Consider the following 23620-nt stretch of genomic DNA (forward strand, 5'->3'; position numbering starts at 1 on the left):
GCCGGCCGAGGCCGGCTTCGATCACTTGCCGACCTGGTTGCCGATCAGGCCGCCGATGGCAGCGCCACCCAGCGTGCCAATGGTGCTGCCGCCGGTCAGCACGGCGCCGCCCACGGCACCTGCGCCTGCGCCAACGGCGGTGTTCTGGTCCTGGCGCGACATGCCGCTGCAGGCGGTCAGGCCGACCAGCATTGCGATGGATGCGGCGACGGTGATGGAGCGCAGTTGAATCGATTTCATGGTGAGATCCTTGAGGTGAGTTGGAGGGTTGAAGTCAGCCCGAGGCTCACTTCATGCGCATGTCGTTCTTCACCGACGTCACACCGGAAACACCTTGTGCCACGGCCACAGCGCGCTGGATGTCGGCCTGCGAACTCACGAAGCCGCTGAGTTGCACGGCGCCCTTGAAGGTCTCGACATTGATTTCCGCCGACTTCAGCGAAGCGTCGTTGAAGATGGCCGCTTTCACCTTGCCGGTGATGGCGGTGTCGTCGATGTACTGGCCGGCGCTTTCCTGCTTGGGGCTGGTGGTGCAGCCTGCCAGGGTCATGACGGATGCGGCAACGGCGAGCATGGCGATGGGGAAGAATTGACGTGTTTTCATGGTGATTTCCTTGGAGTGAAGGGGTCGCGTGGCCCGACGTGTTCGCAAGGTCACCGCATGGCACAGGGCTCGTGCCCCAGTGCCAATGCATTGACTTTAAAAAGAGATTTCGCCCGCGTCTGTGCGCTGTCGCACCATCGGGCGGTGCCGCGTCCGCCTCAGCGCAGCACGTCGAGCAGGCGGTCGAGCCCACCCTCGTTGATGGCCACCATGGCCTGTGCGCGCACGGCCGGTTTGGCGTGATAGGCCACCGACAGGCCGGCCACGCCCATCATGGGAAGGTCGTTGGCACCGTCGCCCATGGCGATGCACTGCGCAGGCTCGATGCCCAGCAGGGAGGCCACTTCCAGCAGCGTTCTGCGCTTCTCGGCGCCATCGCAGATGTCGCCCCAGGCCTGATCGACCATGCGGCCGGTGAGCTGTCCGCAGTTCGGTCCGCTTTCCACCTCGAGCACATTGGCTCGGGTGAAGTCGATGCCCAGGCGTTCGCGCACGCGTTCGCTGAAGAAGGTGAAACCGCCCGACACCAGCAGCACCTTCAGGCCGGCCTGCTTGCAGGCGCCGATGAGTTCTGCCGCGCCCGGGTTGATCTGAAGGCGTTCGGCATAGACCTGCTCCATGTCGGCCACGGTCACGCCGCGCAACAGCGCCACGCGCCGGCGCAGGCTGTCCTTGTAGTCGGCGATCTCGCCGCGCATCGCGGCTTCGGTGATGGCCGCCACCTCGGCCTTGCGGCCCACCGCGTCGGCGATCTCGTCCACGCATTCGATGCTGATCAGCGTGGAGTCCATGTCGAAGGCGATCAGCTTGAAATCGGCGAGCCTGAGCGGTGGCGTGAAGCCTTGGATGGTGAGTCCGGGGGCGAATTCGGTGGCGGTGGTCATGGTTGGCGGGGGCTTCGACAGGCTTGGCCCGAACGGAGTTGGATGGGGTGCCTTCACACAGTGGCGGGTTGTTTGGTCGGTTGTCCGAGCGATCGCAGCACGTCGCGCACCAGTTGCACCCGGTCCTTCACGTCCGGCAGGGCCCGCTCGATGCGCAGCTTCTCGTTGCCGGCCAGCTTGATGTGGCGGTTCTTCTGGATCAGTTCGATGATGCGCATCGAATCGAACGGCGGGTCCGGACGGAAAGTGATCTGGATCACGCCAGGTGCTGCGTCCACCTTGACCACGCCGTAGGGCGCACTCAGCACCCGCAACCGGTGCACGTCCACCAGTGTCTGCGCCTGCGGTGGCAGCTTGCCGAAGCGGTCCACGATCTCTTCGAGCAGGCCGTCGACCTGATCGGTGGTTTGTGCGGTGGCTAGCTTCTTGTAGAACGACAGGCGCAGGTGAACGTCGCCACAGTAGTCGCTGGGCAGCAGGGCGGGGGCGTGCAGGTTGATGTCGGTCGTGACCGACAGTGGCGAGAGCAGGTCGGGTTCGCGACCGGCCTTGAGTGAGCGCACCGCCTCGCTCAACATCTCGTTGTAGAGCTGGAAGCCGACCTCGAGCATGTTGCCGCTCTGGTTCTCGCCGAGCACTTCGCCAGCGCCTCTGATCTCCAGGTCGTGCATCGCCAGGTAGAAACCGCTGCCCAGTTCTTCCATCTGCTGGATCGCATCGAGCCGCTGGGCCGCCTGCTTGGTGAGGCTCTCGATGTCGGGGACCATGAGGTAGGCATAGGCCTGGTGGTGGCTGCGGCCCACGCGTCCACGCAGCTGGTGCAGCTGCGCCAGGCCGAACTTGTCTGCGCGCGCCATCACGATGGTGTTGGCCGTGGGCACGTCGATGCCGGTCTCGATGATGGTGGAGCACAGCAGCACGTTGAAGCGCTGCGCCACGAAGTCGCGCATCACACGTTCGAGCTCGCGTTCGGGCATCTGGCCATGGGCAATCGCGATGCGCGCTTCGGGCAGGATTTCCTCGAGCTTCTGGCGGCGGTTCTCGATCGTGTCGACCTCGTTGTGCAGAAAGTAGACCTGTCCGCCGCGCTTGAGTTCGCGCAGGATGGCCTCGCGAATCACGCCGTTGCCTTCGTTGCGCACGAAGGTCTTGATGGCCAGGCGGCGCTGCGGGGCGGTGGCGATGACGCTGAGGTCGCGCAGGCCTTCGAGGGCCATGCCCAGCGTGCGCGGGATCGGTGTGGCGGTGAGGGTGAGCACGTCCACCTCGGCGCGCAATGCCTTCATCTGCTCCTTGTGGCGCACGCCGAAACGGTGCTCTTCATCGATGATGAGCAGGCCCAGGTCCTTGAACTTCACGCTCTCCGAGAGCAGCTTGTGCGTGCCGACCACGATGTCGACCGAGCCGTCGGCCAGGCCCTTGGCGGCGGCGGTGATCTCCTTGGCCGACCGGAAGCGGCTCATCTCGGCGATCTTCACCGGCCACTTGGCGAAGCGGTCCACCAGCGTCTGGTAGTGCTGCTCGGCCAGCAGCGTGGTGGGCGCCAGCAAGGCCACCTGGCGCCCGCCGGTCACGGCCACGAAGGCCGCCCGCAGCGCCACTTCGGTCTTGCCGAAGCCGACGTCGCCACACACCAGCCGGTCCATCGGGCGCGGACTGATCATGTCCTGGATCACCGCGTGAATGGCCGCTCGCTGGTCAGCGGTTTCCTCGAAACCGAAGTCGTTGGCAAACACCTCGTAGTCCTGCGCCGAATACCGAAAGGCATGGCCCTGGCGTGCGGCGCGGCGGGCGTAGATGTTGAGCAGTTCGGCCGCGGCATCGCGCACCTGCTCGGCCGCCTTGCGTTTGGCCTTCTCCCATTGCCCGCTGCCCAGGCGGTGCAGCGGCGCCTCGTCGGCGCTCACGCCGGTGTAGCGCCCGATCAGTTGCAACTGGCTCACCGGCACGTAGAGCACGGCCTTGTCGGCGTACTCCAGGTGCAGGAACTCCATCAGCGCGGGCGCGCCGTCGGCGGTTTTTTCGCCCATGTCCAGGTGGATCAGGCCGCGGTAGCGGCCGATGCCGTGGGCGATGTGCACCACCGGATCGCCGAGGTTGAGCTCCGACAGATCCTTGATCAGCGCGTCAACGTCGCTGACCTGTTCCTGCTTCTTGCGCCGTCGCGTGACCGGGCTGGCGGCAAAGAGCTCGGTTTCGGTGACGAAATCGATGCCGTCTTCCAGCCACGAGAAACCGGTGGCCAGCGCGGCGGTGGCAATGCCCAGCTTCTCGCTGCTGGTCTGGAACTCCAGCAGCGAATCGAACGCCGGCGGGTTGACGCCGCTGGCACGCAGGAAGTCGAGCAGGCTCTCGCGCCGACCGTCGCTCTCTGCCAGCAGCAGCACGCGTTGTGCGGTGTTGCGGATGTGGCCCTGCAGGCGGGACAGCGGGTCTTCGGCGCCGCGCACCACCGAGAGGTCGCCGAGCTTCTGGGCGAACGCGCTGTGTTCCTGCCCGGCTTGAGCGGGGCGCAGCGATAGCTGGGCGTGTTCGTTGGCCCGTGCGTAAAACTGCTCGACGCCCAGAAACAGCGACTCGGGCGGCAGCACCGGACGCTCGGGGTCGCCGTGCACCAGGCGGTAGCGGTCCTTGGTGTCCTGCCAGAAGCGCTGGAAGGCGGGCTCCAGATCGCCGTGCAGCACCACGGTGGCGTCCGCACCGAGGTAGTCGAACACGGTGGCGGTGTCGTCGAAGAACAGCGGCAGGTAGTACTCGATGCCGGCGGTGGCCACGCCGTTGCCCATGTCCTTGTAGATGCGGCTCTTGGTCGGGTCGCCATCGAGCAGTTCGCGCCAGCGGCTGCGGAATTTCGCGCGCGCGCTGTCGTCCATGGGGAATTCGCGCCCGGGCAGCAACCGAACCTCGGGCACCGGGTACAGGCTGCGCTGGCTGTCGGGGTCGAAGGTGCGGATGCTGTCGATCTCGTCGTCGAACAGGTCCACGCGGTAAGGCACCAGGCTGCCCATGGGAAAGAGGTCGATCAGCCCGCCGCGAACCGCGTATTCGCCCGGACTCACCACCTGCGTCACGTGCTGGTAGCCGGCCAGCGTGAGCTGGCTCTTCAGGCGCGCTTCATCGAGTTTCTGCTTCACCTTGAATTCGAAGGTGTAGCCGGCGAGAAACGACGGCGGGGCCACGCGGTACAGCGCGGTGGTGGCGGGCACCAGCACCACATCGGCACCGGTGTCCTTGTCCCGCTGCGAGATTCGCCAGAGGGTGGCCAGCCGTTCGCTGATCAGGTCCTGGTGCGGCGAAAAGGTGTCGTAAGGCAGGGTTTCCCAGTCGGGAAACAGGGCGCAACGCAGGCCGGGGGCAAAGAACGCCATCTCGTCGATCAGGCGCTGCGCGTCGTTGGCGTCCGACGTGATGATGGCGGTGAGCCGACCCGCAGCCTTGTCGCGCACGGCCAGCGTGGCCAGCAGCAAGGCATCGGCCGAACCGCCAGGGTGGGGCAGGGTGAAGCGTTTGCCGGGTGTGAGTTTGGGCAGGTCCATGAAAGGCAGTGGTCGGCGTGCAGGGCGGGGAAGCAGACGGGCGAGCGGGGCAGCCGCGCCGCACCGTCCATGACGAACACCCCCGGCCCGGTGAGGCAGGGGGTGTGTGAGCCGTGATTTTAGAATGCAGGCACCCATGCCCGATGCCGCCCGCGAATTGACCCCCCAGACGCCCCTTGAGGCCGGCATCCGTTGCCACGCCCTGCTGCCCTGCGCCGGCACCGGCTCGCGCGCCGGCACCCTGCAGCCCAAGCAGTACCAGCCCATCATGGGCCTGCCGATGGTCCTGCACACCCTGCGGGCCCTGCGCGCCGTGACCCGACTGGACCGGATCGTCGTGGTTGCAGCGCCAGGCGACGGGTTCTGGGCGGGCACTGACCACGGCGTGACCGCGCTGGGTTGCGGCGGCAGCACCCGCGCAGAGAGCGTGTTCAACGGACTTCAGGTGTTGCTCGACGAGGGCACCCAGCCCGACGACTGGGTGCTGGTGCACGACGCGGCGCGCTGCCTGGTCACCGCAGCCATGATCGATGCCCTGATCGACGCCTGCCGGCACGATGCCGTGGGCGGCCTGCTGGCCATTCCCCTGCCCGACACGCTCAAGGACTCGGTCGACGGGCGCGCAAGCGCCACGGTGCCGCGCGCCGGCAAGTGGCTGGCCCAGACACCGCAGATGTTTCGACTCGGCGCACTGCACGCGGCCCTGAAGCTGGCCGCCCCGCAGGGCTTCTCCGGCGTGACCGACGAGGCCAGTGCGATGGAGCTGGCCGGGCACCGGCCGCTGCTGGTGCCCGGCAGTGCCCGCAATGTCAAGATCACCTACCCCGACGACTTCGACCTGGCCGAAGCCATCTTCAGGAGCCGCACATGAACACCCCGATTCCCGCGCCCGCATGGCGCATTGGCGAGGGCTGGGACGTGCATGCCCTGGTGCCGGGGCGCAAATTGGTGGTCGGTGGCGTGCCCATCGAGCACACCCAGGGCCTGCTGGGTCATTCCGATGCGGACGTGCTGCTTCACGCCATCACCGATGCGCTGCTGGGCGCCGCCGCGCTCGGCGACATCGGTCGCCATTTCCCCGACACCGACGAACGCTTTCGGGGTGCCGATTCGGGCGTGCTGCTGCAAGAGGCCGCGCGTCGGGTGCGCGCGGCAGGTTTCGAGATCGGCAATGTCGACAGCACGGTGGTCGCCCAGGCACCCCGACTGGCGGCCCACATCCCGGCCATGGTGGCCAGCATCGCCCGCTCGCTGGGCCTGGCCGAGGCCCAGGTCAATGTGAAGGCCAAGACGGCCGAGAAGATCGGCCCGGTGGGTCAGGGCCTGTCGATGGAAGCGCGTGCCGTGGTCCTGCTCTGCGTGCGGTCCTGACAGGGCGGCCCGTCAGGCGGTTGCCCGCGGCAGCTTGATGTGGGCCGACAGGCCACCGGTGCTGCTGTTGGCGAGGGCGAAGCGCCCACCCATGCGGGCAATGGCGCGGTCCACGATGGCCAGCCCCAGGCCCGTGCCGGTGGCCGCGGTGCGTGAAACGTCACCGCGGAAAAAGGGTTGTGTGAGCTGCTCGAGGATCTCGGGGTCCACACCCTGGCCATGGTCGCGCAGCTTGATCAGCACCCAATCGTCCTTGGGCTTGGCGGCGATTTCCACGCGGGCCACGCCGGTGCCGGGGTCCCGCCCGTAGCGACAGGCGTTCTCCAGCAGGTTGGCAAACACGCGCTGCAACTCCACCGCGTCACCCATCACCGCGGTGTCGGGCGGAATGCTGGTGGTGAACACATTGCTTTCGTTGTCACCCAGGGCGAACACGGCCGCATCGACCACCTGGTTCAGGCTCACGCGCTCGGGTTTGATGTGGTCGGGCCGGGCGTAGTCCAGAAACTTGTCGATGATCGAATTCACCTGTTCGATGTCGGCCGCCATGTGTTCGCGTGCCTGCGGATCGGCCACGCTCATCTCGGTCTCCAGCCGCAGGCGCGACAGCGGGGTGCGCAGGTCGTGGGAGATGCCCGCCAGCATGAGGGCACGGTCCTGCTCGATCTTCGACAGGCGCTGCGCCATGCGGTTGAACCCGATGTTGACCTCGCGGATCTCGCTGGTGGCCACGGCTTCGTTGAGCTGGCTCGCGTTGAAATCGCCTTCGCGCACCCGGCTGGCGGCGAACGAGAGTTTTTTCAGGGGTCGGTTGATGAGGCGTGCGATGAGCGCGGCGCCGGTGAGCGAGAGCAGGGCAGCGGTGCCGAGCCAGATCAGCCAGGTGGTGCCCGCCACCGGGCCGATGCGCGAGGGATCGGTGAGCAGCCAGTAGGGATCACCATCGATCGTGAAGCCGATCCACAGGCCCGGCGCGCCGTTGACCTCGCGGGCCACCAGGGTGTCCGGACCGAGGCGACCGCTCAGGCGCTCGGCCACGTTGCGGCTGAGCACATCGGTGTTGTAGAGGCGAAACGTGTCGTTGGGCTCCCGCGGCGCAATGCGCAGGCCCTCCTCGTCGGCCAGGGTCTTGATCAGCGAGACGCGGGCGATCGAATCGGAATGGACCAGCGCTGCGCGGCTCAGGTTGACCAGCGAGGCCAACTGGTTCGCGCTTTGCAATGCGCGAGGCTCGTACTCGAGCGCACGAAAGGTCTGCAGCCAGGCCACGATGCAGCCCACCAGCAGCAGCGCCAGAAAGAAGAAGGTGCGCCAGAACAGGCTCACGCCCCGGCTGGGGCGCATCTCCAGCGGCGCGGGAGCCGTCTCCAGCGAGGTGGGTCGGGTTTCGAACGGAACCCGTGACTCTTCTGACATCAGGCGTTGCCGTCCGGCACGAACACGTAGCCCACGCCCCACACCGTCTGCAGGTAGCGCGGCGAGGCGGCGTCCTCTTCGATCAGCTTGCGCAGGCGCGAAACCTGCACGTCCAGGCTGCGGTCGAAGGGTTCGAATTCACGGCCCCGCGCGAGCTGGGCGAGCTTTTCGCGCGACAGCGGCTGGCGGGGATGGCGCACCAGAGCCTTGAGCATGGCGAACTCGCCAGTGGTCAGGGGCAGGTCGGCGCCTTCCTTGCGCAGCGTGCGCAGGCTCAGGTCGAATTCGAAGGGACCGAACTTCACCACCTCCTGGTCCTGCGACGGCGCGCCGGGCACTTCGACCGGTGGGCGTCGGCGCAGCACGGCATGGATGCGCGCGAGCAGTTCGCGCGGATTGAACGGCTTGCCGAGGTAATCGTCGGCGCCGACCTCCAGGCCCACGATGCGATCGACATCCTCGCTTTTGGCGGTGAGCATGATGATGGGCGTGCGGTCGCCGTTGGCACGCAGGCGGCGGCAAATCGAGAGCCCGTCTTCGCCGGGCATCATGAGGTCGAGCACGATCAGGTCGACCGAATCCCGCTGCAGCACCCGGTTGAGCGACTTGCCGTCTTCGGCGAGCATGACCTCGAATCCTTCCTGCATGAGATAGCGGCGCAGCAGGTCGCGAATGCGGACATCGTCATCGACCACCAGGATCTTGTTGGCGCGTGTGTTGTTTTGTGGCATTGGGACAGCTTCCTGAATATGTAACAAACTCGATTGTGGCAGTGCCAAGTGCTTGTCAGCACTGGATTTTTATTTTCCTGACATGCTGTTACAGATGTTGCCCGCAGCGCCGAACGCTTCACTGCTCGCACATCCCACAATCGCCGGAATGTTGATACTCGACCGGACCATGAAAACGTATTTGCCTCTGGGCCTGATGATGTTGGCGTTGGGTTCGGTGCATGCCGGTCCGGACGATCAGCGCAACCCACCCCTGCCTTCCAATGGAGCGGTGATGGTCATGCCCATTTCGGTGGATGAGGGGGAGCCCCGCACGGCCATGCGCCTGCGCGACGTGTTGCGGCAACCCTTTGACGACATGGAGGACAACGCCAAGCCTTACCGCCTGTCCGTTGAAGAGCGCCAACGTCTGCGCGAGCAGCTCCGCGGCCAGTCACCTCAAGAGTACAAGTTCAAACAATGATCCCGTCCGCTCTTCGCTCGACTTCCCCTCGCTTCCCGCTTCGCACCGTTCTCCTCTCTTCATTGATGGCCTTTGGGACCCTGGCGCAAGCCCAGGGCTTGCAGGCGCCTCCCCTCAACGTGGTCAACCTGTCCGCGAGCGGCTTTCTCGAGGCCCCGCAGGACTGGTTGAGCATGAGCCTGAGCACCACCCGCGAAGGCAGCGATGCGGTGACCGTGCAGAACCAGCTCAAGGCCGCGCTCGAATCCGCGCTGGCGGTGGCGCGCGCCAGCGCCCAACCCCAGCAACTGGAAGTGCGCACAGGACAATTCAGCCTGTACCCGCGCTACTCTGACAAGGGCAAGATCAGTGGATGGCAAGGCAGCACCGAGCTGGTGCTGGAAGGGCGCGACTTTGCCCGCATCAGCAGCACCGCCGGCAAGATCCAGACGCTGACCATGAGCAACATGGGTTTCTCACTCTCTCGCGAGGCGAGGCTCAAACTCGAATCCGATGTCCAGGCCATGGCCATCGAACGGTTCAAGTCAAAGGCTGGCGACGTCGCCAAGGGCTTCGGCTTTGCCGGCTACAGCCTTCGTGAGGTGTCGGTGAGTTCGGCCGACCAGGAGGGCCGCCCGTTTCAGCCGCGGGCGATGGCCATGGAGGCCAAGGCCGCCATGTCGGATGCGGCGGTGCCGGTGGAACCCGGCAAGTCCACGGTCAACGTGACGGTGTCCGGTTCGGTGCAACTGAGATAGAAGGCAGGCCAGCCGCGCTGCGCCCGATCCCCTCAACGGGTCGACACCGACGGCCTGGCAAAGCCCGTTCCGCGGTATCTCTGGAGGCAGCACGCGCTTGCGTGGCCGGCTCTACTGTGCGGCCCAGCCGCCATCCATGTTCCAGGCCACGCCGCGCACGTTGTTGCCCGCGGGTGAGCAGAAGAACACCGCCAGTTCGCCCAGCTCCTCGGGCGTGGTGAACTGCATCGACGGTTCCTTTTCGCCCAGCAGCTGCTTTTTGGCGTCTTCGTTGGAAATGCCCATGGCTGCGGCCTTGGCGTCGACCTGTTTCTGCACCAGCGGCGTGAGCACCCAGCCGGGGCAGATCGCATTGCAGGTCACTCCGCTGCTGGCGTTTTCCAGTGCAGTGACCTTGGTCAGGCCCACGATGCCGTGTTTGGCCGCCACGTAGGCCGATTTTTCGGCCGAACCCACCAGGCCGTGCACCGAGGCCACGTTGATGATGCGGCCCCAGTTGGCCTTCTGCATGGCGGGCAAGGCCAGACGGCTGGCATGGAAGGCGCTGGTGAGGTTGATCGCGATGATCGCGTCCCAGCGCTCGACCGGGAAGTCTTCGATGCGCGCCACATGCTGGATGCCGGCGTTGTTCACAAGGATGTCGACCTGCCCGAAGGTGGCGGCAGCGAACGCCATCATGGCTTCGATGTCGGCGGGCTTGCTCATGTCGGCACCGTGGTAGGCCACCTTGGCGCCCAGGGCAGCGATCTCAGCCTTCGGACCTTCGATGTCACCGAACCCGTTGAGCACGATGTTGGCCCCCTGGCGCGCCAGGGCCTTGGCGATCCCCAGGCCGATGCCGCTGGTGGAGCCTGTGACGAGGGCGGTTTTGTTGGCAAGCATGTGAAATTCTCACTTCCATTACGATTGATTGAACGGTGGCCACCTGATTATCACGGACACCTCCGGCCCCTTCACCCCATCGCCTCATGCAAGCCAACCAACTCCAGTATTTCACCGTGGGCGGCGCTGCCGCCACGACCGGCGCACCCCGTCGCCTGGCGTATCACGAGTGGTCGTGCCAGGCCGCTGATCTGCGCAGTGTTGTGCTCTGTGTGCACGGCCTGTCGCGCCAGGCGCTGGACTTCAACACCCTGGCCAGAACCTTGTGCCAGCGCTCGAGGGTCATTGCGGTGGATGTGGCCGGACGCGGACACAGCGACTGGCTGGCCGATCCGATGGGCTACCAGATCGCGACCTATGCGGGCGACCTCGCTGCCTTCGTGGCGCACCTGAAAGCGCAAACGCCCGATGTCCGGATCGACTGGGTCGGCACCAGCATGGGTGGCCTCATCGGCATGGCGCTGGCGGCCCAGCCAGCGGTGGGTCTTCGGCGACTGGTCCTCAATGATGTGGGCCCGGTGATCCAGTGGGAGGCCTTGCTGCGCATCGGCACCTACCTCGGTCTGAATCCGTCGTTCGACAGCGAGCAGTCGGCGGTGGACTACCTGGCCACCATCTCAAGCGGTTTCGGTCCGCACACGCCCGAGCAGTGGCGTGCGCTGTCGCTGCCACTGCTGCGCGAACGAGACGGTCGCTGGTGGTTGCACTACGACCCTGCGATCGCCGTGCCCTTCAAGGCCATGACCGCCAGCGCGGACGAGGCGACGGCCCGGCAGATCGTGCAGGCTGGCGAGGCTGCGCTCTGGGGCCTGTACGACGCGATCAAGGCCCCCACGCTGCTGCTGCGGGGCGAAATGTCCGATCTGCTCACGCAAGCCACCGCGCTGGAGATGACCCGGCGCGGGCCCATGGCGCAGCTGGTGACCTTTGCCGGCGTCGGTCATGCGCCCACCCTGGTGGCGGACGACCAGGTGGCGGCGGTGCGGGATTTCCTGTGGTCGGCCTGACGGGGCGATCGGCATGAAGCGATCTTCTTCTTCGGGCCAGGCCGACGTGGCCGACGCGCCGGTGGTGGTGCCGTCGGCCATCGTCGCGGCCACCGCCGACAGCTTGCCCCACCAGGCGCAGGCACTGGTGCGGGCCAGGGCGTTTGCAGAGCCCTTGCTCGCCCACGAAGAACTCGACACCGGTGAGAACATCCTGGCGCATGCCGATGCCGTGGCCAACGTGCTGGCCGACATTGGCGGTTCCGAGGCCATGCAGGCTGCTGCCTACCTGGTGTATGCCTGCCAGTACCTGAACCGGCCCCAGGAGGTGATCACCAAGGCATTTGGCGAAAATTTCGCCGCCCTTGCCCTGGAGACCACCAAGCTGGTGCAGTTGCAGCGCCAGGCCCGCATCAAGACCGCCGAGGTTCAGGCCAAGAAGGAAGAGGAGCGGCTGGCAGCGCTCGATCAGGTCGCATCGACCACGAACAAGAGCCCGGTGTCCGAGCTGGCCGCGAGCCAGACCGAGAACGTCCGCAAGATGCTGCTGGCTTTCTCCCGCGACCTGCGTGTGGTCATGCTCAGACTGGCCTCGCGCCTGCAGACCTTGCGCTACTTTGCCGCCTGCAAGGGCGATCCGGGGCTGGGGTTGGCGAGCGAATCGCTGCACGTGTTCGCCCCCCTGGCCAACCGCCTGGGCATCTGGCAGATCAAATGGGAAATGGAAGACCTCGCCTTCCGGTTCCTGGAGCCCGACACCTACAGGGACGTGGCCCGCTTGCTGGACGAGAAGCGCGCCGAGCGGGAACTCCACGTCGAGCAGGTGCGCCAGCAACTCGAGGACGACTTGAAGCGCCAAGGTGTGGCGGCCTCGGTGCAGGGGCGGCCCAAGCACATCTACAGCATCGTCAAGAAAATGCGCGGCAAGTCGCTCGATTTCGATCGGGTGTTCGACATCCGGGCGCTGCGCGTGATCGTGCCGCAACTGGACGACTGCTACACCGTGCTGGCGCATGTGCATGCCCAGTTTGTGCCGGTGGCGGACGAGTTCGACGACTACATCGCCAAACCCAAGGCCAATGGCTACCAGTCTTTGCACACGGTGGTGCGCGACGAGCAGGGCCGCGCCTTCGAGATCCAGATCCGCACGCAGGCCATGCACGACCATGCAGAGCACGGCGTGGCGGCGCACTGGGCCTACAAGGAGGCCGGCGCCAAGGGTTATGCCGGTGTGACGGCCAGCTCGGATTACGACGCCAAGATCGCCGTGCTGCGCCAACTGCTGGCCTGGGAGCGCGACCTCAGCGGTGCGGCCCACGGCCTGTTTGAAGACCGCATCTACGTGCTCACTCCCGACGCGGCCATCGTCGAACTGCCGCAGGGGGCGACCGCGGTGGACTTCGCCTACACCGTGCACACCAGCCTGGGGCATCGCTGCCGCGGCGCGCGTGTCGACGGCGCCATGGTCACGCTCAACACGCCGTTGCAGAACGGCCAGACGGTGGAGATCACGGCGGCCAAGGAAGGCGGTCCTTCGCGCGACTGGCTCAACGGTGAGTTGGGCTACCTCGTCAGCCACCGCGCCAAGAGCAAGGTGCGCGCATGGTTCAACGCGCAAGCCATGGAAGAGACCATGGCGCGCGGGCGCGAGGCGGTCGAGAAGCTGCTGCAGCGCGAAGGCCGCACGGCCCTGAAGTTCGACGACCTCGCCATGTCCATGGGGCTCGCGTCGGCCCAGGAGCTGTTCGAGCAGGTGGGCAAGGACGAGCTGTCCTTGCGCGCCATCGAGCAGCACCTGCGTCCTCCCGAAGTGGCGCCGGCGAACGAGCAACCGGTGTGGCTCAAGAAGCCCCGCAAAAACACCGGCCCGGCGGCCGGGGGCGTGCTGGTGGTGGGCGTGGACTCGCTCATGACCCAGCTGGCCAAATGCTGCAAGCCCGCACCGCCCGATGACATCGGCGGATTTGTCACGCGCGGCAAGGGCGTGAGCATCCACCGCGCCGACTGCACCGACTTCGCCCACCTGCAGCGAAAGAACCCGGACCGCGTGATCGAAGTTCAATGGAGCGGGCAAAGCGGAGCAGGGCGCGACGGCCAGGCCGCGGTGTATCCGGTCGATGTGGGCATCGAAGCGCAGGACCGGCAGGGTTTGCTGCGCGACATCTCCGACGTCTTCGCCCGCGAAAAGATGAACGTCATCGGCGTGCAGACCCAGTCTGTGCGCGGGGTGGCGTGGATGACTTTCACGATCGAAGTGGTCGACGCGAGGCAGGTTGCCCGAGCGATGGCCGTGGTGGGCGACGTGCCCGGTGTGCGCGAGGTGCGCCGGCGCTGAAAACGGCCTCTCGGGCCTGCTATACTTCGCAGCTTCGAATCGTTTGTAGGCGCGTAGCTCAGCTGGTTAGAGCACCACCTTGACATGGTGGGGGTCGTTGGTTCGAGTCCAATCGCGCCTACCAAACTTTTTCCGGATGCAAGGCATCCAGCAAGCAAGCCCGGCCCTGTGTCGGGCTTTTTTGTTGCCCACGCGCCTTGGTGCTGGCCGAATTCAACGCCCGCGCTGCCCTCTTTGTGCACAGGGAAAACCCATGGCCCGGCGAGGCGCCGGCGTTTTTAGAATGGTCTGCGATCCCCGGCCTGCAGCGGTGGGTCCCTTCCCATTCCCAGAAAGATCCATCAGTGCAAAAAAACAAGGCCGAGAGCGGCAGCCAGCCCGCCGTGCGCGTCATCAAGAAGTACCCGAACCGGCGTCTGTACGACACCGACACGTCCTCCTACATCACGCTCGCCGAAGTCAAGACGCTGGTGATGGACAACGAGCCCTTTGTCGTTCGCGACGCCAAGACCAACGACGATCTCACGCGCAGCATCCTGCTGCAAATCATCCTGGAGGAAGAAACCGCGGGCGTGCCGATCTTCACCGAGCAGGTGCTGGCCAACATCATCCGTTTCTACGGGCACGCCATGCAGGATTTCATGGGCGCCTACCTCGAGAAGAACGTGCAGATCTTCATGGACCTGCAGCACAAGATGACCGAGCAATCCAGCGGCGCGAACCCGGAAGCCTGGAAGCAATTCATGAATGTGCAGTCGCCGATGATGCAGGGCATGATGGGCACTTACCTTGAACAGTCGCGCAGCGCGTTCACGCAGATGCAGGAGCAGATGCAGAAGAACAGCGAGCAGATGCTCGCAGCGCTCGGACTCAAGCGCTGAACCCCGGGCTTCGCGCGCCGCCGAAGCCCGCGGCGCCCGAGGGCCGGATCGACACGCCCTCGTGAGCTCTGCGCTGTTGCAGCAGGTCTGAGACAATCGGGCGATGTCTGAAACGCTTGTCCCGGTCGCCAACGCGGCCCCCAAAGTCGGTTTTGTCAGCCTGGGCTGCCCCAAGGCGCTCACCGACTCCGAACTCATCCTCACACAACTCAGTGCCGAGGGATACCAAACTTCCAAGACCTTTGCCGGCGCCGATCTGGTGATCGTCAACACCTGCGGGTTCATCGACGACGCGGTCCGCGAGAGCCTGGACACCATTGGTGAGGCCCTGGCGGAGAACGGCAAGGTGATCGTCACCGGCTGCCTGGGCGCGCGCGAGGGCGAAGGCGGCGGCAATCTGGTGCGGCAGATGCATCCCAGCGTGCTGGCGGTGACCGGTCCGCACGCCACGCACGAGGTGATGAGCGCGGTGCACCTGCATCTGCCCAAGCCGCACGATCCCTTCGTGGACCTCGTGCCGCCACAGGGCATCAAGCTCACCCCTCGCCACTATGCCTACCTGAAGATCAGCGAAGGCTGCAACCACCGCTGCACCTTCTGCATCATCCCGTCGATGCGCGGGGATCTGGTGAGCCGCCCGATCGGTGATGTGCTGACCGAAGCGCGCAAACTGTTCGAGTCGGGCGTCAAGGAACTCCTGGTGGTCAGCCAGGACACCTCGGCCTATGGCGTCGACGTGAAGTACCGCACCGGCTTCTGGGATGGCAAGCCGGTCAAGACGCGCATGTTCGATCTGGTGCGCTCGCTGGGCGAGCTGGCCAAGGGGTATGGCGCCTGGGTGCGCCTGCACTATGTGTATCCCTATCCGCATGTGGACGAGATCATTCCGCTCATGGCCGAGGGTTTGTGCCTTCCCTACCTTGACGTGCCGCTTCAGCACAGCCACCCCGATGTGCTGCGCCGCATGAAGCGCCCGGCCAGCGGCGAGAAAAACCTCGAGCGCATTGCACGCTGGCGCGAACTGTGCCCGGAGATCGTGGTGCGCAGTACCTTCATTGCGGGGTTTCCTGGCGAGACCGAAGCCGAGTTCGATCACCTGCTGGACTTCCTGCGCGAGGCGCACATCGACCGTGCCGGTTGTTTTGCCTATTCACCCGTGCAGGGGGCGGTGGCGAATGCGCTGCCCGATGCGGTGCCCGACGCCCTGCGTGAGGAACGTCGCGCACGCTTCATGGCGGTGGCCGAGGAGGTGTCGGCGCAAAAGCTGCAGCAGCGCGTGGGCGCGACCATGCAGGTGCTGGTGGATTCGGCGCCCGGCATGGGCAAAAAGGGCGGTGTCGGCCGCAGTTATGCCGACGCACCGGAGATCGATGGGCTGGTGCGTTTGCTGCCGCCCGAGAAGATCAGCAAGACCTTGAAGGTCGGTGAATTCACCAAGGCGAGGATCGTTGCTGCGCAGGGGCACGACCTGCTGGCGGTCCCGATTTGAAGGCGATGGCGCGGGTCCGGCTCAGCCCTGGCCTCGCGGCACCGGCCCTCCTTTGCCTGCTTCAGATTTCGCAGCATCTCTGCAGCGCGCCAGCAAGCGTTGGTTCGTTTGCTGCTGCCGGGACCAAAGAAAAAGGCTTGCAAACATCACGTTTGCAAGCCTTTATGATTGGTGCCCAGGAGAGGACTCGAACCTCCACGCCTCTCAGCGCTAGTACCTGAAACTAGTGCGTCTACCAATTCCGCCACCTGGGCATTTCAGGAAAAACGCAATCATAGCAGAGAAAAAGTGAACGAAAAAAACAGCCTGTTGGCCGAATTTGAAGGTGTCGTCTCCGGTCATCGGGACGGCCATGGTTTTGTGGTCCGCGACGATGGTCAGGCCGACATCTACCTGCCGTCCAACGAGATGAGAGCGGTGCTGCACCGGGACCGGGTCAAGGCCCGCATCGTGCGGCTGGACCGCAAGGGTCGACCCGAAGGTCGCGTGACGGAAATCGTCGAACGCTCTGACTCCCCCATCATTGGCCGCCTGCTCCAGGAGAGTGGTGTGTGGCTGGTGGCGCCCGAAGACAAGCGCTACGGGCAGGACGTCCTGATCCCCAAGGGGGCCACCGGCTCGGCCAAGCCCGGGCAGGTGGTGGTCGTGCAGCTCACCGAACCACCTGCCTTGTACGGCCAGCCTGTGGGTCGGGTGAAAGAGGTGTTGGGCGAGATCGACGATCCCGGCATGGAGATCGAAATTGCGGTGCGCAAATATGGCGTGCCGCACGAGTTCTCGGATGCGGCGATGGCGCAGGCGCGCGCGCTGCCCGACCATGTGCGCGCCGCCGATCACAAGAACCGTGTCGATCTGCGTGATGTGCCTCTGGTCACCATCGATGGTGAAGACGCACGCGACTTCGACGACGCTGTCTACTGTGAGCCGGCCAAGGTCGGCAAAGGCAAAGGGTGGCGCCTGCTGGTGGCCATTGCGGATGTCAGCCACTATGTGCAGACAGGCTCGGCCATCGACGTTGACGCCTACGAGCGAGCCACCTCGGTGTACTTCCCCCGCCGGGTGATTCCCATGCTGCCGGAGAAGCTCTCCAACGGGCTGTGTTCCTTGAATCCCGGTGTGGAGCGCCTGTGCATGGTCTGCGACATGCTGGTCAACGCCAAGGGCGAGGTGCACGCCTATCAGTTCTACCCGGCGGTGATGTTCAGCCATGCGCGGTTCACCTACACCGAGGTGGCCGCCATCCTGCAGAACACGCGTGGGCCCGAAGCAAGTCAGCGCAAGGCTTTGGTGCCCTATTTGCTCAATCTGCACGACGTGTACCGCGCCTTGCTCACCGCGCGTGGTGAACGCGGCGCGGTCGATTTCGAAACCACCGAAACGCAGATCGTCTGTGACGAATCAGGCCGCATCGAGAAGATCATCCCGCGCACGCGCAACGATGCACACAAGGTGATCGAAGAAGCGATGCTGGCGGCCAACGTGTGCTCGGCCGATTTCATCAGCGAGGGCAAACACACCGGCCTGTTCCGAGTGCACGAAGGCCCCACGCCGGAGAAGCAGGAGATCCTGCGCAACTACCTCAAGGCCATGGGCGTGTCGCAGACCATCGGCGACAACCCCAAGCCGGCCGACTTCCAGAAGATCGCGGCCGCGACCAAAGACCGTCCCGAGTCGCAGCAGATCCACACCATGCTGCTGCGGTCCATGCAACAGGCCATCTACACGCCGGTCAACAGCGGGCACTTCGGCCTGGCCTTCGAAGCCTACACCCACTTCACCAGCCCGATCCGCCGTTACCCCGATTTGCTGGTGCACCGCGTCATCAAGGCGATCCTGGCCCGCCAGCGCTACGAGTTGCCCGTGCTGCCCACGCCGGGCGAGGCCCACGCCAAGCTGAGCAAACGCCTGGCCAGTCGCGCCAAGCCGCTGGCGGTGGGGGAGGTGGTGAAAAAGCCGTCGGTCGACACGCTGGCCTGGCAGGCCGCCGGCCTGCATTGCAGTGCCAACGAGCGCCGAGCCGACGAGGCCAGCCGCGACGTCGAGGCCTGGCTCAAGTGCAAGTACATGCGCGAACACCTGGGCGAGGAGTTCAGTGGCGTCGTGAGCTCGGTGACGAGCTTCGGTCTGTTTGTCACGCTCGATGCCATGTATGTTGAAGGTCTGGTGCACATCACCGAACTCGGCGGCGAGTACTTCCGTTTCGATGAGGCCCGCCAGGAACTGCGCGGCGAGCGAACCGGCATCCGCTACGCACTGGGCACCCGCGTGCAGGTGCAGGTCAGCCGCGTCGACCTCGATGGTCGGCGGATCGACTTTCGATTGGTCAGCGGCGAGGACGACCTGGTGTTGCGCGCGATGCGTGACAAAACCGGTCAGGCTGGCACCCCCGAAGGCGCTGCGGGCCCTGGGCGCGGCGGCAAGGCCAGCCGGGGCAGGGGCGCCGAGCCCGCAGCCGCTGGCCGCCAGGACAGGGCGCCCCGCGCACCGGCGCCGGACACCAAGCCACCGGGCAAAAAGGCAGCGGGCAAGAAGTCCGATCGCGGCGCTGCACGCAGCACCGCCAACCAGCCCAGAAAGAGCCGGCGTTGAGCGAGCGCAAAACCGTCACTTCCGGGTTGAAGAAGGCCCCCGCGCGATCCGCTGCGCTGGAGGCCGTTTCGAGCACCCGTGTGCGGTTGGCGCCAGCCATCAAGCGTGTCCCCAAGGTCGGCCCGTTGCCCACCGAGCGCTCCTTGCGCATCGGCGTGTCGGCCCGCCTGCTCTACCAGGTACCGCTGGAACTGGGGTTTCGCAACAAGAACCTGCAGTACATCGAGCAGTCGCTGGCGCACTGGATCATGGAGCATGGAGCCATTGCCTTCATGGTGCCCGCCGTGGCGCACGACAGCAAACACGCCGCTCGCCACCTCAAGGTGGAGCACGTGGTCCAGGAACTGGACGCGCTGGTGTTGCAGGGTGGGGCGGATGTGGCGCCCCAGTCTTACGGTCAGGCGCCGATCGACCCGCGCTGGCAGGGCGACGTGGTGCGCGACCGGTACGAACTGGCCCTGCTCAGGACATTCCTGGCGCAAAAAAAGCCGGTGCTCGGCGTCTGCCGTGGGGCGCAGCTGCTCAACGTGGCGTTTGGCGGCACCCTCTACCAGGACATCTCCACCCAATGCCCGGCCGCCCACGCCCATGTGGACACCGATCTGTACGACCAACTCGAACACGACGTGACCTTTCTGCAGGGAACGGCCCTCACCAAGCTCTACCCCAGCGCTTCGCAATTGCGGGTGACCAGCATCCACCACCAGGCGGTCGCAGAGCTCGGCAAGGGCATGGTGGTTGAGGCCGTGTCGACGCTCGATGGTCTGGTGGAGGCGATCCGCTGGACGGGCGACGCGTACGCACGGGGCGTGCAGTGGCACCCCGAGTTCCATCACGGTCGTCACGCGCTGGCCGACAGTTCGCCCATCATGCTGGACTTTCTCGAGGCCTCCCGCGAGGCGGCGATGGAGCGCCTGACCGCTGGCCGCGAGCCCGATCCACGTGTGCCCCGGCCACCGCTGCGGCTGGTGGGCGCGTGAGCGGACGGCGCTCCACCGACCGGGCAACGAGACACCTTTCACTGTCATTCCCAACCGGACCCGCACAGCATGCGCATCGTTTTTTTCCTGCTTGAGACGCTGTTCTTCTTCCTGATGGCGATGGCCTTGCTGCGCGCGTGGATGAACCACCTGCGTGTGCACATGTCGGCCCAACCCGGACGGTTTTCGATCGCGGTCACCGACTGGCTGGTGCAGCCGGTCCGGCGCATCCTGCCGCGCGCGCTGGCGCAAAGCAGGATCGATTGGGGAAGCCTGCTGTCGGCGATCCTGCTGGCGCTGGCGTATGGCGGCATCTGGCTGATGCTGGCCTCGGGCGTGTCCGACCTGTCGGTGTCGCCCGCCACCTGGGTCATCACCATCCTCACCATGGCGCTGCGCATCCTGGTGCGAACCCTGTTGCAGGGACTGATGATCCTGCTGATCGGCTACGCGATCCTGTCCTGGGTACAGCCGCAGTCGCCGGTGCTGGCCACGCTGGATCGGCTGTGTGCACCCCTGCTGCGCCCGATCCGGCGCGTGGTGCCGCTGGTTGGCGGTGTCGATCTGTCGGTTCTGCTGCTCATCATCCTGCTGCAGATCGGCCTGATGCTGCTCGGCTGAACGGCGTTCTTCAGTCGAACGGCCTGACGCGACGGGCCAGTTCGCCGGCCACCAGACCCGCTGGCACCCCAGGCGATTGACCGTCGGCAGGCCAATGGTCGGCCAGCCAGCCATGCTGGAACACGGCGCCAGCCACCCGATCGAGGGTGCCCTGCCCGGGTGCCGGGGAGCCCGCCAGTGCGGCGCCGATCATGCCCGCCAGCACGTCGCCCGTTCCCGCCGTGGACAACGCGGCGTTGCCTGTCGGATTGATCATCGGCACACGGTTCGGCGCGGCCAGCACCGTGCCCGAACCCTTGAGCACGCAGATCACGCCAAACCGCTCGGCCAGCGTCCGGGCCGCCCGCAGCCGGTCGGCCATCACCTGCGCGGTGCTGCAACCCAGCAGCCGGGCCGCCTCCAGCGGGTGAGGGGTCAGCACCGTCACCTGCGCGGTGGACGTGCGCTGCGCCAGCAGGGTCTGCAGGGCGGTGTCGCTGGCCACCGCGTTGAGTGCATCGGCATCGAGCACCAGGGTGGCGGCGGCCATCCACCGGGGCAGGACCGCTGCCACCGACAAGCCGCCGCCGCAACCGCAGACCACGCAGGCTCGCTCCACCCAGGCCTCGTCGGCCAAGGTTTGCGGACGTCGAAACATCAGTTCCGGACAGACCGGATCCCAGCGGGTTTCGTTGGCCGCGCCGCTTTCCAGCAGGCCGACGAACACCCTTCCGGCGCCGCCGTGCAGGGCGGCCCGGGCCGCCAGCACGGCCGCGCCGGTCATGCCGGCGCCGCTGGTTGCGATGCCCTGGCCGCCGATCACCACCACGTCGCCGAAGCTGCCTTTGTGACTGGCGTGTGCCTTGTCCGCTCTGGTCGCGCCTGGCGCCGCTCGGCCCGCGAGCCAGGCTGTGGGCGCCACCGACGCGGATGGACGCACGCCCAGATCGTCCAGCCAGACCCTGCCGGCCGCGTCGCGGCCCTGATGGGTGAACAAACCGGGCTTCAGGGTGAGCAGTGCCAAGGTGTGGCGCGGACCGGCTCGATGGGCACGAACCGCAGACGCTTCTTCGATCGGTGCCAACTGCCCTGTGTCGGCCTGCAGACCGCTGGGCAGATCGACGCACAACACCGGTGCGTCCGTGGTGCGCAACCCCATGGCCCAGCTCGCCAGGCGTCCTTGCAGAGGCCGGCCGGCGCCGATGCCCAGCAGTGCATCGATCGCGAGGTCGAAGCTTTCGGGCGCATCCGGCTGGAAGACCACGCCGGCCGAACGTGCCTCTGCCAAGGCCCATCGGGCATCCGCTGGAAGCGCTTCTTCGCCGGCATGCCCGTCCACGGCGTGGGTGACGATGACTCTGAGACCGCTGTTGCTGCCCGCGGCCCAACGGTGCAGATGCATCGCCGCGACCAGGCCGTCACCTCCGTTGTTGCCCGGGCCGCAGGCCACCCAGATACATTGCGCATGGGGCGCCAGTGCCCGGGCCAGCCGGGCCACAGCAAGCCCGGCTCGCGCCATCAGGGTGTGAGCGGGCAGGGCGGCCTGCGCCACCTGTTCCAACTGGCGGGTGCCCGCCGTGTCGAACAAGGCTTCGCGCTGGTGGCTGTCGATGCTTCGCATGGTCGCAGTCTGGCTCAGATTCCGTGCCGGCGGGGTGAAAAAGGGGTCAGATCGATGTCGCTCGGTCGGCCATCGACCTGATCGGCCAGTGCCCGCGCCGAGCCGCACGCCATGGACCAGCCGCAGGCGCCGTGGCCCAGGTTCAGCCAGAGGCCTGGTATCCGGCTGGCGCCGATCAAGGGCAGGCCGTCGGGCAGCTCGGCCTGCGCGCCACACCACGCCTGCACGTTGCCCGCCGGGCCGCCCAGCCGAACCGCGCCGGGAAACCAGTCGGACAGCACCTTGTAGAGCCGTTGCAAGGCGGCTTTGGACGGCGTTCCGGTGCGACGTCCCCAGTCGTGGCCGCCCGCGACGCGCACGCGCTGCCCGAGGCGGGCGATCGACACACCTTGGTGCGCATCCAGCACGGCCGACTGCGGGGCGTCCATCGGCTCCCTGACCGCAGCGCTGAGCGAATGGCCCTGCACCGACTGAAGGGGCAGGTTCAGGCCCAGCTGCCTCAGCAGGCCGGCGCTGGCCACCCCGGCGCACACCACCACCGCATCGAATGTTCGGGCCGACGCGCTCGCAGCTTCGTTGGGCGGGCGTGACGCGGTGTGGGCCAGTTCGAGACGAAAGCCCGTGGGTGCCAGCGCATCGATGCGGCCGACGACGGTGTTGAACTCGAACCGGCAACCCGCCTGCAGGGCCCGAGCGCGCAGCAGCACGGCAAACTCCCTGCAGTTGGCCACCGCTTCCCCACCGAGCTCGATCGCGCCCTGCAGCGGCGTTTCGGAGCTGAGTGCTGTCTCCAGACCCCGGGCTTCGGCCGCGGTGATGAGCTGGGCGGGCAGCCCCTGGTCGCGCAGCTGCTGCAATGGCGCCTGTGCGTGGGCGACCTCCTGCTCGGTTCTCAGCAACACCAGCATGCCGTGGCTGCGGTCGTGATCGAACTGGTACTGGTCGGTGATGGCCTCCAGACGCTGCTGGCTGTAGCGCATCAAGCCCTGCACCTGGCCCTGGCTGGCGGCCCATTGCGGTCCACGCCGGAGCTGGCGCCATTGCCAGAGCCAGCGCCATTCGCTGCCGGTGGGAAGGCGCGCGAGGTGCAGGCCGTCGCTGTGGCTGGACCACGGCCACCCGAGCTGCCGCCCGGCCAGCCCCCAGCCCGCGGCCCAGCCCGGCGCGATCAGCGCTCCGCTGGCGAAGCTGGCTTCTTCGGCCACCGTGCTTCGGCGCTCGAACACCGTCACCTCGTGCCCGCCCAACGACAATTCGTGCGCGCTGCTGATGCCCACGACCCCCGCTCCGACCACCGCGATTTTCAAACCAGGCTCCCTGAAAGCTCCATTGTGCCGGCCGCCGGCCAGTGCCCGAGGCCGGGAGGAGGGGGCAGGCTGCTATACTCGACGGGCTTTGCAGTCAGCGGCCGGCATCCCTGCCACCCTGACACCGCAAGGTCAATCGCAAACCGGCCCAACCGGGTGTTGCCTGATGCCACCGAATCCAGAGTGATCGGTCGGTCACAGGCGATCG

Annotated in this window: 19 protein-coding genes, 2 tRNA genes and 1 pseudogene; 12 read left to right on the forward strand and 10 right to left on the reverse strand. The window is 66.3% G+C overall.

Annotation, left to right across the window (positions count from 1 at the left end; genetic code table 11):
• Positions 1-21: 21 nt before the first annotated feature.
• The 4 genes from QUV35_RS12350 to mfd all read right to left on the reverse strand — a co-directional run bounded on the left by QUV35_RS12350 (position 22) and on the right by mfd (position 5024).
• A complete protein-coding gene (locus QUV35_RS12350; RefSeq protein WP_300874287.1) occupies positions 22-240 on the reverse strand; it encodes a glycine zipper 2TM domain-containing protein in 219 nt (72 codons plus the stop codon).
• Between the two features lie 46 nt (positions 241-286).
• Positions 287-604, reverse strand: coding sequence for a BON domain-containing protein (locus QUV35_RS12355; RefSeq protein ID WP_300874290.1), 318 nt, complete (start codon positions 602-604; stop codon positions 287-289).
• A gap of 158 nt (positions 605-762) precedes the next feature.
• Complete coding sequence (serB, locus tag QUV35_RS12360; protein WP_300874292.1) at positions 763-1488, reverse strand: phosphoserine phosphatase SerB; 726 nt, start codon at positions 1486-1488, stop codon at positions 763-765.
• A 53-nt stretch (positions 1489-1541) separates the two neighbouring features.
• Complete coding sequence (mfd, locus tag QUV35_RS12365; RefSeq protein ID WP_300874294.1) at positions 1542-5024, reverse strand: transcription-repair coupling factor; 3483 nt, start codon at positions 5022-5024, stop codon at positions 1542-1544.
• A gap of 136 nt (positions 5025-5160) precedes the next feature.
• Here mfd and ispD point away from each other — a divergent pair, with 136 nt between their 5' ends.
• Together ispD and ispF are read left to right on the forward strand one after the other, a co-directional pair.
• Positions 5161-5895, forward strand: coding sequence for a 2-C-methyl-D-erythritol 4-phosphate cytidylyltransferase (gene ispD, locus QUV35_RS12370; protein WP_300874297.1), 735 nt, complete (start codon positions 5161-5163; stop codon positions 5893-5895).
• Positions 5892-6395 (forward strand): 2-C-methyl-D-erythritol 2,4-cyclodiphosphate synthase, encoded by a 504-nt coding sequence (gene ispF / locus QUV35_RS12375; protein WP_300874300.1) that lies wholly within the window; start codon positions 5892-5894, stop codon positions 6393-6395. Before ispD ends, ispF begins: the two co-directional genes overlap by 4 nt.
• 12 nt (positions 6396-6407) lie before the next feature.
• On the opposite strand, the gene QUV35_RS12380 is transcribed toward ispF, so the two are convergent.
• Positions 6408-7811: an ATP-binding protein gene (locus QUV35_RS12380; protein ID WP_300874302.1), complete on the reverse strand. Its 1404-nt coding sequence runs from the start codon at positions 7809-7811 to the stop codon at positions 6408-6410.
• Positions 7811-8542: a two-component system response regulator OmpR gene (gene ompR / locus QUV35_RS12385; RefSeq protein ID WP_300874306.1), complete on the reverse strand. Its 732-nt coding sequence runs from the start codon at positions 8540-8542 to the stop codon at positions 7811-7813. The genes QUV35_RS12380 and ompR overlap by 1 nt, the downstream gene beginning before the upstream one ends.
• Before the next feature lie 82 nt (positions 8543-8624).
• On the opposite strand from ompR, the gene QUV35_RS12390 reads away from it, so the two are divergent.
• On the forward strand, positions 8625-9005 hold the full coding sequence (locus QUV35_RS12390; RefSeq protein ID WP_300874309.1) for a hypothetical protein: 381 nt from the start codon (positions 8625-8627) through the stop codon (positions 9003-9005).
• A gap of 65 nt (positions 9006-9070) precedes the next feature.
• Positions 9071-9742: an SIMPL domain-containing protein gene (locus QUV35_RS12395; RefSeq protein ID WP_300874312.1), complete on the forward strand. Its 672-nt coding sequence runs from the start codon at positions 9071-9073 to the stop codon at positions 9740-9742.
• A gap of 111 nt (positions 9743-9853) precedes the next feature.
• Here the strand turns inward: QUV35_RS12395 and QUV35_RS12400 are convergent, their stop codons facing one another.
• Positions 9854-10624 carry a 3-hydroxybutyrate dehydrogenase gene (locus QUV35_RS12400; RefSeq protein ID WP_300874318.1) on the reverse strand — a complete coding sequence of 257 codons (771 nt, stop codon included), beginning with the start codon at positions 10622-10624 and terminating at the stop codon, positions 9854-9856.
• A gap of 86 nt (positions 10625-10710) precedes the next feature.
• On the opposite strand from QUV35_RS12400, the gene QUV35_RS12405 reads away from it, so the two are divergent.
• The 5 genes from QUV35_RS12405 (at position 10711) to rimO (ending at position 16315) form a co-directional block, all read left to right on the forward strand.
• Complete coding sequence (locus QUV35_RS12405) at positions 10711-11631, forward strand: alpha/beta hydrolase (RefSeq protein WP_300874325.1); 921 nt, start codon at positions 10711-10713, stop codon at positions 11629-11631.
• Positions 11632-11644: 13 nt separating this feature from the next.
• Positions 11645-13945 (forward strand): bifunctional (p)ppGpp synthetase/guanosine-3',5'-bis(diphosphate) 3'-pyrophosphohydrolase, encoded by a 2301-nt coding sequence (locus tag QUV35_RS12410; protein ID WP_300874328.1) that lies wholly within the window; start codon positions 11645-11647, stop codon positions 13943-13945.
• 47 nt (positions 13946-13992) lie between these two features.
• Positions 13993-14069 (forward strand) — tRNA-Val (locus QUV35_RS12415).
• A gap of 220 nt (positions 14070-14289) precedes the next feature.
• Complete coding sequence (gene phaR / locus QUV35_RS12420) at positions 14290-14826, forward strand: polyhydroxyalkanoate synthesis repressor PhaR (protein ID WP_300874331.1); 537 nt, start codon at positions 14290-14292, stop codon at positions 14824-14826.
• Between the two features lie 103 nt (positions 14827-14929).
• Positions 14930-16315 carry a 30S ribosomal protein S12 methylthiotransferase RimO gene (gene rimO / locus QUV35_RS12425; RefSeq protein ID WP_300874335.1) on the forward strand — a complete coding sequence of 462 codons (1386 nt, stop codon included), beginning with the start codon at positions 14930-14932 and terminating at the stop codon, positions 16313-16315.
• Between the two features lie 169 nt (positions 16316-16484).
• Here the strand turns inward: rimO and QUV35_RS12430 are convergent.
• Positions 16485-16569 (reverse strand) — tRNA-Leu (locus tag QUV35_RS12430).
• A 1-nt stretch (position 16570) separates the two neighbouring features.
• Here QUV35_RS12430 and rnr point away from each other — a divergent pair.
• The 3 genes and pseudogenes from rnr to QUV35_RS12445 form a co-directional block, all read left to right on the forward strand.
• Positions 16571-18904, forward strand: a pseudogene (gene rnr / locus QUV35_RS12435) (ribonuclease R); the annotation flags it as partial.
• Entirely contained in the window at positions 18901-19884 is a 984-nt protein-coding gene (locus QUV35_RS12440; protein ID WP_300874338.1) for a gamma-glutamyl-gamma-aminobutyrate hydrolase family protein, read from the forward strand. The pseudogene rnr and the gene QUV35_RS12440, both read left to right, overlap by 4 nt.
• 69 nt (positions 19885-19953) lie before the next feature.
• Positions 19954-20505, forward strand: a complete 552-nt coding sequence (locus tag QUV35_RS12445; RefSeq protein ID WP_300874341.1) for a YggT family protein — start codon at positions 19954-19956, stop codon at positions 20503-20505.
• Positions 20506-20515: 10 nt separating this feature from the next.
• Here QUV35_RS12445 and QUV35_RS12450 read toward each other — a convergent pair whose 3' ends face one another.
• A complete protein-coding gene (locus tag QUV35_RS12450) occupies positions 20516-22105 on the reverse strand; it encodes an NAD(P)H-hydrate dehydratase (protein ID WP_300874344.1) in 1590 nt (529 codons plus the stop codon).
• A gap of 14 nt (positions 22106-22119) precedes the next feature.
• Positions 22120-23400: an FAD-dependent oxidoreductase gene (locus QUV35_RS12455; protein ID WP_300874385.1), complete on the reverse strand. Its 1281-nt coding sequence runs from the start codon at positions 23398-23400 to the stop codon at positions 22120-22122.
• Positions 23401-23620: the final 220 nt, after the last annotated feature.

It is taken from the genome of Hydrogenophaga sp. (assembly GCF_030373225.1).
Taxonomy (GTDB): domain Bacteria; phylum Pseudomonadota; class Gammaproteobacteria; order Burkholderiales; family Burkholderiaceae_C; genus Hydrogenophaga.

What these genes read in the sequence shown, in the direction of transcription:
- QUV35_RS12450 (WP_300874344.1), bottom strand. Translation starts at nt 22,105, where the DNA reads ATGCGAAGCATCGACAGCCACCAGCGCGAAGCCTTGTTCGACACGGCG.
- rimO (WP_300874335.1), top strand. Translation starts at nt 14,930, where the DNA reads ATGTCTGAAACGCTTGTCCCGGTCGCCAACGCGGCCCCCAAAGTCGGT.
- mfd (WP_300874294.1), bottom strand. Translation starts at nt 5,024, where the DNA reads ATGGACCTGCCCAAACTCACACCCGGCAAACGCTTCACCCTGCCCCAC.
- ompR (WP_300874306.1), bottom strand. Translation starts at nt 8,542, where the DNA reads ATGCCACAAAACAACACACGCGCCAACAAGATCCTGGTGGTCGATGAC.
- serB (WP_300874292.1), bottom strand. Translation starts at nt 1,488, where the DNA reads ATGACCACCGCCACCGAATTCGCCCCCGGACTCACCATCCAAGGCTTC.
- ispD (WP_300874297.1), top strand. Translation starts at nt 5,161, where the DNA reads ATGCCCGATGCCGCCCGCGAATTGACCCCCCAGACGCCCCTTGAGGCC.
- ispF (WP_300874300.1), top strand. Translation starts at nt 5,892, where the DNA reads ATGAACACCCCGATTCCCGCGCCCGCATGGCGCATTGGCGAGGGCTGG.
- QUV35_RS12410 (WP_300874328.1), top strand. Translation starts at nt 11,645, where the DNA reads ATGAAGCGATCTTCTTCTTCGGGCCAGGCCGACGTGGCCGACGCGCCG.
- QUV35_RS12390 (WP_300874309.1), top strand. Translation starts at nt 8,625, where the DNA reads ATGCTGTTACAGATGTTGCCCGCAGCGCCGAACGCTTCACTGCTCGCA.
- QUV35_RS12380 (WP_300874302.1), bottom strand. Translation starts at nt 7,811, where the DNA reads ATGTCAGAAGAGTCACGGGTTCCGTTCGAAACCCGACCCACCTCGCTG.
- QUV35_RS12400 (WP_300874318.1), bottom strand. Translation starts at nt 10,624, where the DNA reads ATGCTTGCCAACAAAACCGCCCTCGTCACAGGCTCCACCAGCGGCATC.
- QUV35_RS12445 (WP_300874341.1), top strand. Translation starts at nt 19,954, where the DNA reads ATGCGCATCGTTTTTTTCCTGCTTGAGACGCTGTTCTTCTTCCTGATG.
- QUV35_RS12395 (WP_300874312.1), top strand. Translation starts at nt 9,071, where the DNA reads ATGGCCTTTGGGACCCTGGCGCAAGCCCAGGGCTTGCAGGCGCCTCCC.
- QUV35_RS12355 (WP_300874290.1), bottom strand. Translation starts at nt 604, where the DNA reads ATGAAAACACGTCAATTCTTCCCCATCGCCATGCTCGCCGTTGCCGCA.
- QUV35_RS12350 (WP_300874287.1), bottom strand. Translation starts at nt 240, where the DNA reads ATGAAATCGATTCAACTGCGCTCCATCACCGTCGCCGCATCCATCGCA.
- QUV35_RS12405 (WP_300874325.1), top strand. Translation starts at nt 10,711, where the DNA reads ATGCAAGCCAACCAACTCCAGTATTTCACCGTGGGCGGCGCTGCCGCC.